The organism is Verrucomicrobiia bacterium (assembly GCA_036405135.1).
Classification (GTDB): Bacteria; Verrucomicrobiota; Verrucomicrobiia; order Limisphaerales; family JAEYXS01; genus JAEYXS01.
Map to the genome: position 1 here is coordinate 167,681 of DASWYF010000049.1, position 12,237 is coordinate 179,917.

General features: G+C 56.5%; 8 protein-coding genes and 1 tRNA gene. 6 read left to right on the forward strand and 3 right to left on the reverse strand.

Annotation, left to right across the window (positions count from 1 at the left end; all coding sequences use genetic code 11):
* The first annotated feature begins 2 nt into the window (after positions 1-2).
* From VGH19_23730 to VGH19_23750, 5 genes are all read left to right on the forward strand, one after another.
* Positions 3-1,406, forward strand: coding sequence for a DUF1552 domain-containing protein (locus VGH19_23730; GenBank protein ID HEY1174397.1), 1,404 nt, complete (start codon positions 3-5; stop codon positions 1,404-1,406).
* Positions 1,403-2,479 (forward strand): hypothetical protein, encoded by a 1,077-nt coding sequence (locus VGH19_23735; GenBank protein HEY1174398.1) that lies wholly within the window; start codon positions 1,403-1,405, stop codon positions 2,477-2,479. Before VGH19_23730 ends, VGH19_23735 begins: the two co-directional genes overlap by 4 nt.
* Before the next feature lie 79 nt (positions 2,480-2,558).
* Positions 2,559-3,662 carry a hypothetical protein gene (locus tag VGH19_23740; protein HEY1174399.1) on the forward strand — a complete coding sequence of 368 codons (1,104 nt, stop codon included), beginning with the start codon at positions 2,559-2,561 and terminating at the stop codon, positions 3,660-3,662.
* Positions 3,663-3,683: 21 nt separating this feature from the next.
* Positions 3,684-4,157 (forward strand): hypothetical protein, encoded by a 474-nt coding sequence (locus tag VGH19_23745; GenBank protein HEY1174400.1) that lies wholly within the window; start codon positions 3,684-3,686, stop codon positions 4,155-4,157.
* A 57-nt stretch (positions 4,158-4,214) separates the two neighbouring features.
* Complete coding sequence (locus VGH19_23750; GenBank protein HEY1174401.1) at positions 4,215-5,060, forward strand: type II secretion system protein; 846 nt, start codon at positions 4,215-4,217, stop codon at positions 5,058-5,060.
* A gap of 107 nt (positions 5,061-5,167) precedes the next feature.
* Here VGH19_23750 and VGH19_23755 read toward each other — a convergent pair.
* Both VGH19_23755 and VGH19_23760 read right to left on the reverse strand, forming a co-directional pair.
* Positions 5,168-5,255: transfer RNA gene (locus tag VGH19_23755), tRNA-Leu, on the reverse strand.
* A 78-nt stretch (positions 5,256-5,333) separates the two neighbouring features.
* Positions 5,334-6,074 carry a DUF2071 domain-containing protein gene (locus tag VGH19_23760; GenBank protein HEY1174402.1) on the reverse strand — a complete coding sequence of 247 codons (741 nt, stop codon included), beginning with the start codon at positions 6,072-6,074 and terminating at the stop codon, positions 5,334-5,336.
* A gap of 331 nt (positions 6,075-6,405) precedes the next feature.
* Between VGH19_23760 and VGH19_23765 the strand changes: the two genes are divergently transcribed.
* Positions 6,406-7,686 carry an NAD(P)/FAD-dependent oxidoreductase gene (locus VGH19_23765; protein HEY1174403.1) on the forward strand — a complete coding sequence of 427 codons (1,281 nt, stop codon included), beginning with the start codon at positions 6,406-6,408 and terminating at the stop codon, positions 7,684-7,686.
* Here VGH19_23765 and hrpA read toward each other — a convergent pair whose 3' ends face one another.
* Entirely contained in the window at positions 7,687-11,949 is a 4,263-nt protein-coding gene (gene hrpA / locus VGH19_23770) for an ATP-dependent RNA helicase HrpA (protein HEY1174404.1), read from the reverse strand. It abuts the gene before it with no gap.
* Positions 11,950-12,237: the final 288 nt, after the last annotated feature.

The window sequence follows — 12,237 nt, forward strand, 5'->3', positions numbered from 1 at the left end:
TCATGAGTAACATCCTCAGACAAAATTGGTTGTTGGACCGGCGCACTTTCCTGCGCGGCATGGGTGCCGCCGTGGCTTTGCCGCTATTGGACGCGATGGTGCCGATGAATGCCAAAGCAGCCACCACGGCAAAACCCGCACGCAGCGTGTTCATTTACATCCCGAACGGGGTAAATGTATTGACGTGGCAAGTCACTAAGGCGGGCCGCGATTTCGAATTTTCCCAAGGCATGAAACCGCTGGAGAAGCATCGGCAAAACATCACGATCTTCAGCGGCTTGCATCATCCGAACGGCGCAGGGCAGGCGCACAGTTGCATTGATACCTGGCTGACGACGGCCCGGATCAATCAAGTCCTGGGACCTGTGTATCGCAATAGCGTCTCCTGCGATCAGGTCATGGCCGAATTGACGGGCAAGGAAACGCGCATCCCTTCACTGGAGCTTTCCGTTTCTTCCGGCATCGGCAAACCGTTTGGAACAACCACGCTCGCATTCTCCCGGGATGGTGTGCACCTCCCGGCAGAAGAGAATCCGCGCGTGGTCTTCAACCGGCTCTTCAGCGCGGAAGGCGGAACTAGCAAGGAAGATCAACGGCGGCGTCTGGCGCAGCAACGCAGCGTGATGGATGCCGTGCTATCAGATGCCAAGTCTATGCGGATGACGCTGGGCAAGGATGATCAGACCAAGCTGGATGAATATCTGCAGGCTGTGCGTGAAGTGGAGCAGCGTACAGAGCGCATCGAATCCTGGCTGAATGTGCCCAAGCCGGTTCTGGACAAGAAAGAGATCGCGTTCTTCCAACGGAATGTGACGCAAGCCGAGGCCGGTGACTATTACCGCACGATGTTTGAGCTTATCGTGCTCGCCTTGCGCACGGACACGACGCGGGTGGTCACGTATGCGACCGGTAGCGAGAACAAAGGGTTGGCGATTCCCGAGATCGGCATTAAACACACACGCCACGAACTGTCCCATCACAACAATGATCCAGCGGTGATGGAAGTGTTGACGAAGAGCGACATCTTCCTATCGCAACAGTTCGCGTGGTTCTTGGACCGGCTGCAGACGGTGAAAGACGGGGACGAGCCGTTGCTCCAACGCACCATGGTGCTCTACGGCAGTGGTATGAGCTATGGGCACAGTCATCAGACTGCCAACATACCGACCATTTTTGCCGGTGGTCAGGCGCTCGGACTCAAGCATGGGCAGCACATCGATTACAATCTGCCCAAGATCGAAAAATACGATCTCACCGATCACAGCACGTATCTGCACGTTTGCCGTAGGCCGATGGATGATAAGGCCCGCATGTCCAACTTGCTGCTCACCATGCAGCAACGCATGGGGGTGCGCACGGACCGTTTTGCTGACAGTATTAACCCTATTTCTGAGGTGCTCGCTTGAAAACATTGACGTATTTATTGATTCAATTGGGGGCCATCGGCTTGATGGCAGCAGAACCCGCTGCGAAACCGGCCGCCAAGCTGGACGCCCGTTATCCCTATCGCCTGACTTGGGCGAATGACCATTTGGCCTGGTATCAGATCACTCCGGGCAAGTTTCCACCGGATCATTCGGATCGCCGCATCTCCGGCGAACTTATCAAGATGGATGCTGCCAACCGCTCTGGCCAGTTTCGCAAGACTACGACTGGTGAAGTCGTGGACTTCACGATGCTGCCTTTCGGCACGGCACGATATCTGAATGCTGAATGTGATCTCCGTGATATTCCTCTAGGGACACAGATGCTGTTTTTCCTTTATGAGGACGGGCAGGGGAATCTGAACCGTGTCTCCCAGATGATCGATGAGTATACCGTCCTAGCCAGCCACGGATGGACCCAGCGTCTGGATGCGGTGGACCTGAAGGCGAAGAAAATTTCCATCACCAAGCAGAAGCTCTCAAAAAATCAGCTGGATCTCGGTAAAAGCGAACTGCTGATCGATGAGCAGACCCAGATATGGAAGGAAGATGATCGCATCGAACCGGAAGACCTGGTGCTGGGCGATCTGTTGCTCATGAACGTGACTGGCAAGACCGCCGCCAGTGTACCGCGCTGCACCGACATATGGGTGGGTACGAACACGCACGCTCGAGTCACCCTGGATCAATGGTCGAAACGGACTGAGACCATGCTGAAAGAAGGACTTCCTGCCTGGGTGGAAGAGAACAAGGATGGCCAGTTGAGCGTCATGCTGTTCTCTAATGCCAAGAAGGATTTCAAGACCTTCGTCACCGATAAGTTCAAGCCGGGCAAGGAGGTATCACTCGTGAAAACCGATGATCGTTTGCGCCCCAGCCGGGTCATCGCCGTAAGCAACGTGCGCGAACTCAAGAGCGTGCCGGTCGAGGGTTATGGCAGCAGTGGTATCCGCATGATTTTCGACGTTACTGGCACGATCGTTTCAGCCCAGCCAGGCACATTCGTGCGGGTGGTTTGGCATAAGGCGGACGATGTGGAAGCAAAGATTCCGTAAGCACCAAACGTCCCCCTAAAGTTCGGGGGATGACGGATGGACAAATTTTTATACAGTAATTTCTGAAACCACCCGAAGTATGCGTGTTGCCGTCACGTATTTATTGCTGAGCATGCTCGCACCTGCACTGTCAGGTTCTCCTCTTCCTGCCGCTGGCGGGCAGGCGGTGAGCGCAGAACTTCAGGCATGGGCGAAAGGTCTGGCACCCGATCGCCACCTGGTTTTGCAAGTGGTGGAGATGCTGGAAGTGGACGGCGTCAACCGCCTCGGTCGATTGCGTGTCGAGGCGACCGGTGAAACCAACCGCTTCGCCATGCTGCCTGAGGGCACTGTTCAGTATCGCGGCGGCTACACAGACATCCGTTACGTGCCCGTGGGAGCCCGCATGCTGGCTTTCATCCAGCGGGATGAAGAAAAGAAGATCACCCGCGTCTATCATCTCGTGGACGACCTCGCTCAGCAAATCCGCTTGAACCAGTCCAGCCGCCTGGAACAGGTGAAACGTGGTGAAACAACCTTGCTGACCGTTTCTTCAGGGCAAACAGAATTCGCCGCCAACAACGACACCGTTATCTGGAAGGGGACAGAGAAAGGAACGTTGAACGACCTGCAAGCCGGGCAGGAAGTGAAGATCAATTTCCAGCCGAAGAGCAAAGGCGCCAATCTATGCTCCGAGATCTGGCTGGGCACCGCCAGTATTGATCGTGCGATCGAACAGACGCGGACGAATTACGTACGCTACCTCACCCTGCGCGGTCTGCCTGCCCAGGTTGGTGCCACCACGCGTAACACTCTTGAGATCACACTATACGCTGGCGCTGACAGTTCCTTGCGCACCCAGTTCAAGGAAGGCTCACTCATCTGCATCGCAGCAGCAGATGAGCGCCTGAGAACCTACGGCCAGGGCGTGGACCGGGTGGCCGCCAATGTGGAGAAAGTGGAACTCTCGAAGAATTCACTGGGCGAAGAGATCGTGAAACTTACCTGTCAGGCGCGCGTCATGTTGGAAGGCTTTCGCCCAGGCCGTTCAGTGCGGGCCTGGGCGGAAGGCTGGCCGGTGCATGAGTTGCCACGGGAGGAGCGCCTTTATCCTTGGGATCTGTTCAATCTCCCGGACATCGGCGGACTGCCCAAAGAACCTATGCTTACACTCCCTTTCGCGCTCCCCATTCCTCGCCAATGATTTTTAAAGCTCCAAACTCATATGAAGACCTCAAATCATTACAACACTGGAAAAACAGAGGCTGCGTCGTTTCGCCCTGTCTTGCATGGCATGATGGCACTGAGTCTGATGCTCGGCTGCTTGGGCTGTTCAGAGCCGGAACCGGATGCAACTCCTGCACCGGCTCCCAGCATCGCACCGGATATTACCGCTTTGGATGCGGTTTCCGTGGTTGCTCCTCCACCCGGTGCTCATCTTTCAGTGGAACCGGAAGCGCCCGCCGAACAAACGGGAACTACAAAGTATGCACCTCTGAATGCGGAAGCATTGGCCGCATTGAACGAAGCCGTGGCGCTCTACGGCACGGATGAAGAAGGCCGCAAAGTGAAAATACCGAAAGACGTCGAACAACTCGTCCAGGAAAAATTCTTGATGTTCATGCCCGTCCCGCCGAAAGGCTCCAAATTGATCGTGAACCAGAAGACCGGACTTCTCGAACTCGTCGCCGCCCGCTAACGCAATGAATGCAGCGCCGCATCTCCAAAGAAACAATCAACCCCAACCCGCCCAATTATGAAACTTGACCATGCAATGACCTCAGACCCGCAGCCCTCGCGGGCCGGACGCACCCGGACATATGGCTTCACGCTGATCGAACTGTTGGTCGTGATCGCCATTATCGGCATCCTGGCTGGCATGCTTCTGCCAGCTTTGGCTCGTGGCAGGCAGAAGGCTCAGCAGACAAAATGCCTTTCGAACTCCCGGCAGGTCGGCCTTGCCTCGATTATGTATGCTACGGACTGGAAGGAGATGTATCCCTATTCACCGGTACCGGCTTCCAACGCCGATTGCACCAACCGCGGCCAATACTATTTCACACTGATGCCCTACATCTCCAATACCAACGCGCTCGCCTGTCCCTCACAACAGCAGACGACCAAATATGTGAACACCCCTTACGCGGTCGACTTCATGATCAACCGCTACATCTTCCGTAATAAAAAGAATTTCGGCCGCCCAATGTATACCTCTCAGCTCGACAAACCTGAGGAATACGTGATCCTCATGGAAGGTGACCGCACTTCCAATGCCTATGACTGGCACTATGCGGGCATGAATGTGCTGCGCACCGATCCGCTCTCCACCTCAAGCATCCGTCAGACTCGCGCTTTGCTGCGCCACTTGGATGGCTCCAACGTCATCCTGGCCGATGGTCATGCTGACTTTGTCCGTATCCCTGAAGTCACCAATATGCCGGCGGGCATCGGAACAGCGGGCGGATTTGCTACCGGAACTTCAGGAGTTTCATGGAATGACATGCGTGATTTCGGCGATTGCAAGACCGGAACCCCGCTCTGGAAAGGTCAAAACGAGAAATACTACATGCGCCGCACTTCGGGATTGGCCCATGGTTTCTGATCCGGAATCTTTCCTGGGGCAGAGGTCCGGCCATGCACCCACTTCACGCATGCTTCGATGCGTGATCTGGGTGCTAGTGCTTTTAGGGTATGGGGAGAAAATAACATTGGTGCCAGTGGCGGGACTCGAACCCGCACGACTTTTTAAGGTCCCGGGATTTTAAGTCCCGTGCGTCTGCCATTTCGCCACACTGGCGGTGTGAACTGCAAATGTGGACGCAAACTATCAGAAGGTCAGGCACGGGTGCAAGCGACCCATTAAAATGATTCAGCGTTACTCATCCACCAGCGGCATCGGTGGCCAGAACTCCACGCCCATTTGATGCGAAGCGTAGGCGATCGGCGCAGTCGTGGGATGTGGCAGATCGTAGGTGGAGAAGATGTTCGAGCGGAAGAATGATATATTCGCCTCGCTCAATGCCCATGGCGAATGATGGATCTGCGTGCGCGTGATGTTTTCTTTCGATCCAGCGTAAACATGGTAACGCTCGGTGAGAAAATACGGGAGCGAATCGACATCCGATGCTGCGAGCAATCGCCCGGGTTTCCACGCCACAGAGAATTCCGTGTCATCCCGGCCGCGACGGCTGGAGAACGTGATCCCACCGTTGTCCTTGCTCATACCGATTGTCGCATTGTGATATGGCAGATCGAAGAACACATGCGCACCGAGGACCGGCAGCAGGCGCGACGAATCAACTGAGAAAAACCACACGCCTGGCACACCTTGATGCAGGACATACGTCCGGAAATTCAACTCTTCGAAATTCGTCAACCCAGGAATCTCCGGCGCAGAGAGGATGTGCATGTCCGTCACCTGAAACGGCGTGAGACTGATCCATGCTTGGCTGTCGTAGATATCGATCTCGAACGCATCTGGTATCAATGGCCGGATCAGCGTCGGATCGATCGGCCAGTTTAACGCCAGAAAATTCTCCCAGTTCTGTCGCATGAGCGGAGTGCCTGCGGGGCGATTCCGCGGCGTCCAGCGATCTATCATGTAACCCTTCATCATGCTTTATGATCAGCATAAACCTGACCAAGATTGATGGGGCCTATCCCTCGTGCGTCGTGGTTGAGCGAAAACGAAGTTGCAGGGTAAGGACGCTCTACTTTCTGGCCGATCCGTCGTCGTTCCAATCTGAACAGTTCGACTTTGTCTGCCGTGTTCCGCGTTCTTACCCTGCGATTTATAGTAGAGCTTGGTGCGTGCCAGCATCAGCATTCAATGCGCCTATTGATAGTGAAGCATTTACGCTTCGCATCGTAGCCACAGCGTGCATTGTGACATTCATTTCGAATGACAGTGTTGCGTTTTGCCGGACCTGAATTAACCTCCGGCCACCATGGAAGCGCTTTACGATGTAGCAATCATTGGTGGTGGACCTTCGGGCAGCAGTGCCGCGACTACGCTGGCAAAGCAGGGGCATAAGGTCATCGTGCTCGAACGCGAAAAATTCCCGCGCTTCCATATCGGCGAATCCCTTCTCCCGCACAGCATGGAAGCCTTCAAACGCCTCGGCGTGTTAGAGAAACTCGATGCCCGTTTCGTCCATAAATACGGCGCGGAGATCTCCACCGCCTGCGGCACGAACGTCGTTAAAATCTTTTTCCAAAAAGGCCTCAAGCCTTGCCACGAATACGCCTACCAGGTGACCCGTTCGGAGTTCGACAAACTGCTGCTCGATAATTCCCGCGAGAACGGCGCCGAAGTTCGCGAAGAAACCTTCGTGGAACATCTCGATTTCGGTGCCGAAGAGATCGGCATCACGCTCAAGGACGAGAAGAATGGCAGCACGCAAAAGATCCGCGCGCGTTACCTGCTCGATTGCAGCGGACGCAACGCCGTCGTCGGCCAATACTTCAAGCTCAAGCGCAACTACGAGACGTTGAAAAAATTCTCCGTCTTCGCACATTACGAGAATGTCACCCGCGCAGAAGGCAAGGAAGGAGGCAACATCCGCATCATCCGCGCGCATGACCGTTGGTTCTGGATGATTCCGCTTAGTCCTACGAAGATGAGCATCGGCTACGTGATGGACATCGCCGACTTCAAGGCCGCGAAGAAATCTCCCGAAGTTTCCTTGGAAGAAAGCCTGCGTGAGTATCCCACCATTTGGAACACGATGACCAACGCCACGCGCGTGACAGAAGTGTATTCCGCCAGTGATTACTCCTATCGCAACACCAGCCTCATCGGCGAACGCTGGATGCTCGCTGGGGATGCCGCTGGTTTCATCGATCCCGTGTTCAGCACCGGCGTCTTTCTGGGCATCCGCTCTGGCGAAGAAGCCGCCGAAGCACTGCACACCGCCTTAAAAAATCCTGCTCAACGCGCATCAGCTTTCAGCCGCTACGAACGCAGCGTGAACCGCGTGATGGATCTCTACCTGCGCTTCGTGAACAACTGGTATAAGCCGCACTTCGGCGAGATCATCACGCATCCCGTGGATAAACTCAGCATCCCCGCCACCGTGAACACCGTGCTCGCAGGCAACCTGAGCAACAGCTTCTCCATCTGGTGGCGCATGCAGATTTTCTACTTCATCGTGTTCCTGCAGAAATACCTGCCCGTCTGCCCCCGCGTGCCCTCACAACGCAAGCCCGTGCCCTCGGCAATGGCCTGATTACCACACCACACCCGATTGCTTCAGCAACTCCAACTGCTGATCCATCCGCTTCGGTGAAACTGGCACCGCCGTGCCCACCTCTTGCGCGAAGAGCGATACCTTGTATTCCTCCACCAGCCAACGGAACTCATCCACCAACGCCTCCGCTGTCCGCGTCGATTGCGCCTTCGCCTGCATCCGCTTCAAAACACTCACGTAAGGCGCCAGTAACTTCACGCGCTCCTGATCTTTCGTCGGATTCAACGCCGCCCGCTCAGCTCGCAGCAACAACGCTTTCAGATAACGCGTCAGATGCGGCAATCGCGTCATAGACGTTCGCTCCAAGAAACGCGGCGGCATCAACTCCGCCAACTCCGTCGCCAAGGGGTTGCTGCTCGTCGTCGCCACCGGTTGACCCAATTGCGCGAGCGATGTCAGCTTTTTCCCCGTCTGTGCCACGCCTTTACCCACGCGCCCGACCTTCTCCTCCACCTTCTGCCGTTGTTGAAGGATTGGTCCGATGCGATCAATGAACTGCACGCCCAATCCCGGCAACTTCCTGCGCGCTTCATCTACCGCCGCATTGAAATCCGCCTCCGTCATTTTCTTCAACGGCTCCTGCGGCAGGATGTGATTCTTCAAGTGTTCAAGCGCCGTCTCACGCAATTCCTCGCCCGTGCCGATGGACGCATACGCTGCATCGTAACGCACCAGCGCGCGCAGATCCTTCTCCAGCCATGCGAGATCTTTTTGAATCGCGAGTTCCACCAACCGTTGCACACCGCGCAAGCTCGCCTCCCGCGCCAGATCCGCACTGCGATGGAGCCGCACGTTCACGTTGCCTTCTTCGTAAGCGAGTCCGGGCCAGCCGTAGAGCGGCAATCCCGGTCCTTCACTCACCGTGATGCGCTCGGGCAACTCGCCAAAATTCCAACCCGTGACACCGAAACGTTCCCAACGTTGAGACGCGCGCTGCCAATCCTTCGGTTCCTTCGTCGGCTCCACTTTTACCTGCACCAGCTTCGCACGCAGTTCTTCCAGATTACGCCCGCTGCCCATCAACTTCTGGTCATTCCCCACGATTTCGATTCGTGATCGCAAGTGCGCCGGCAACGCATCCGCTGGCCAATCCGTCGCGCTCATCTGCACGCCGTAACGTCGGAAAATGAATGTGGCCAAGTCATGCAGGAACGACGGTCCCGTCGGCTGAAACTCCTGCACGATCTCCGTCACCTTCGGTGGAAACGGCATCAGGTCTCGCCGAATGGATTTCGGCAACGCCCGCAACAACTCCGCGATCTTCTCCTCGCGCAAGCCCGGCACCGCCCATTCCAATTGGGCCGGAGATACGCTCTGCGCGATGGTGAAAGGCAATCGCACTGTCACGCCATCATGCTCCTCACCCGGGGCATACGCATACGTAAGCGGCACCGGCTGCCCACCCACCGCCACCGCATCCGGGAAAGCATCCCGATCATAACTCAACGCCTGCCCACCCGTCATCTCCGCCTCCGTGATGCACAGTAAATCGAAAACCTTCGCACTCTGTTTTGAAGAGCCAGTGTCGGTGCGAATGGAGTGAGCGGTTTCACCACCCTCGCCTCTTATGGGAGGCCGAACTTCGGCAGGGGAGAGGGCCGGGGTGAGGGGTGCCCCTGAAGCCCCCGCCTTCCCATCCCGCAGAAACCGATTCAACTCATGCACGCTCGAAACATTCTGCAGATGCTTCGCGTAGAAATCACACATCACCTGGTCCAAATCCGCGAAGCCATAACGCCGCACGCGCGTCTGCCAGTTCTCGATCTTCTGCCGCATCGCGCGATTCTTCACCATGAACCCATAGATCGGCGGCAACGCTTCTGCGGTCTTGGTCGTCGCCATTACCCGCACATCATCCGAATCGTCCTCATTCCGCCCCCGCTGCGGCAACAAGTTCTCCTCCACCAACGCCGAGCGGATAAAAATCTTCGTGGCCTCCGTCGGATTGATATTCCCGTAAACCACCTTGCGCCGCTGGATCTCCAAGCCATGCAGCGTGATGATCTCCTCTACCATCACGCGCCCGGAACTCACCACCCAATGCGGATTCTGATGCGTCACCTTGCAGCAATGCGGCGCCAGTTGATAGATCCACTGCGGATCAATGCCCGCAAGCGTGCGCGCAAACAATTGCGATGTCTCCACGATCTCACCCGCCACGATCCAATGCGGTTGATTCGAGCGCGGCTTCGGGGCTTTCGGGTCCGGCTTCGCACCTTTGCGCGGAGCTTCGCCGCGTTCGTAGAGCGTGGAGCCGGGGAACACCGTTACCAGCCGGTTCGCCGTCGCCTTGTAATTATTCCGCTCCTCGCGCTGCGCCACATGCCCGATCAAGCCTGCGAGGATGGAGCGATGGATCGCATCATACTGCGCGTTGCTCTCGTTCAACTTCAGCGTGCCGAGGTCTTCCAGCGCGTTATGCAGTTGCGTGTAGAGATCCTGCCACTCGCGCATGCGCAGGTAGGAGAGGAACTGCTGCTTGCAGAATTTCCGCCGCTGATTCTGAGTGCGCAGTTGTTCCCACTGGTCATGCACCGCGTTCCAGATGTTCAGCAGCGTGAGGAAGTCCGACTTCGCATCATTGAATTTCCGATGCGCCGCTGCCGCCGCTTCCTTCTGGTCGCTCGGCCGCTCACGCGGATCTTGGATGCTCAAGCCCGACGCGATGATGAGCAATTCCTGCGTGGCATGTTCGCGCTGCGATTGCAAGAGCATGCGCCCGATCGTCGGATCAATCGGCAACCGCGCCAGATCACGTCCGAGCGCCGTCAACGCTCGCTTGTCATCCAATGCGCCTAACTCCTGCAACAACGCATAACCACTCGATATCGCCGCTGGGGTGGGCGGCTGCACGAAGGGAAACGTCTCGATATCACCGAGATAAAACGCCTTCATCCGCAGAATGACTTCCGCGAGATTTGAGCGCTGGATTTCCGGCTGAGTGAAAGCCGGACGCTCGTTAAAATCCTCTTCCGAATACAGGCGGATGCACACGCCCTCCTGCACGCGACCCGCCCGACCCTTGCGCTGATTCGCACTGCTCTGCGAGACCGGCTCCACCGGCAAGCGTCGGGTGCGGTTACGCGGATTGTAGCGGCTGATACGCGCCAACCCCGCATCGATCACATAACGGATGCCGGGAATCGTGAGCGACGTCTCCGCGATGTTTGTCGCGATGACCACCTTGCGTCGCGCTGAGGGGGCGAAGACGCGTTGCTGATCGCCAGAGCTTAATCGACCAAAGAGCGGAATGACCTCTGCCTCACCGGAGAAGCGGCCTTCAAGTTGATCACCCGTCTCGCGGATGTCCCGTTCACCGGGCATGAAGATCAGCACATCGCCCGTGTTCGTCTCATACAGGATGCGCTCGCACGCGCTCACCGCTGCATCCACGTAGTTCACATCACCATGCTCATCGGAGGCATCTGCCAGTGGCTGATACTGCACCTCCACCGGATACATGCGCCCGGACACCTCGATGATCGGCGCGTCATCGAAATGCTTCGAGAACGCCTGCGTATCGATTGTCGCTGAAGTGACGATGAGCTTCAGATCCTTGCGCCGCGCCAGCAGGTTCTTCAGATGTCCCAGCAGGAAATCGATGTTCAGCGAACGCTCGTGCGCTTCATCCAGGATGATGGCGTTATACTCGGAAAGATTCGGATCACCCTGCGCCTCGGCCAGCAAAATGCCGTCCGTCATCAGCTTGATATACGTGTGCGGGCTGGAGCGATCATCGAACCGTATCTTGCACCCCACATCCTTACCCCAGCCGACGTTCAATTCCTCCGCGATACGTTTCGAGATGGAAAGCGCCGCCACGCGCCGCGGTTGCGTGCAACCGATCTTTGCTTCGATGCCCAAGCCCGCATCCAGACACATCTTCGGTATCTGAGTCGTCTTGCCGGAGCCCGTCTCACCCGCGATGATCACCACCTGGTTCTCCCGGATGGCTTTCACGATCTCGTCCTTGCGCGCCGTCACCGGCAGCTCTGGCGGATACGTCACGCGCGGCACATTGATCCGCCGTGCCTCGCGCAGTGCGATGGACTTCAACGCCTCTTCCTTCAACCGCGCCAGCAATTCATCGTGCCGCGCCGCATGATGCCGGTCCCGCAAAAGCCGTACGAGCCGCGACCCCAGCTTCACCCAATCGGGCAGCAGGCATTGCGGCAACAGCGCTTTCAGTTCATCTATCCGGGCATCATTCATACCGGGGCCGCGTAACATAGACGAAGCCATGGCTTATAGGAAACAGGTAAATGAGGGTGGGGTAATGACGGCTATATCTCGGAATCGTTTTGACGAAAGGATAACGTCTGCGAGAGTCTTTTGAGCCCCAGCTTACCATGAACTTCACCAGTCAAAAACGTCTGACAATCACCTTGGCAGGGCTCACGCATTTAAATTTGCCCGTAAAAATAGGCCGGATTTCATTTTTAGAATCAAATTGGAATGGTGAAAACACCCAATTCAGCATCCTAAAGCTCAATTTTCATTGGCCTTTCAAAGAATTTTAATGCGTGAGCC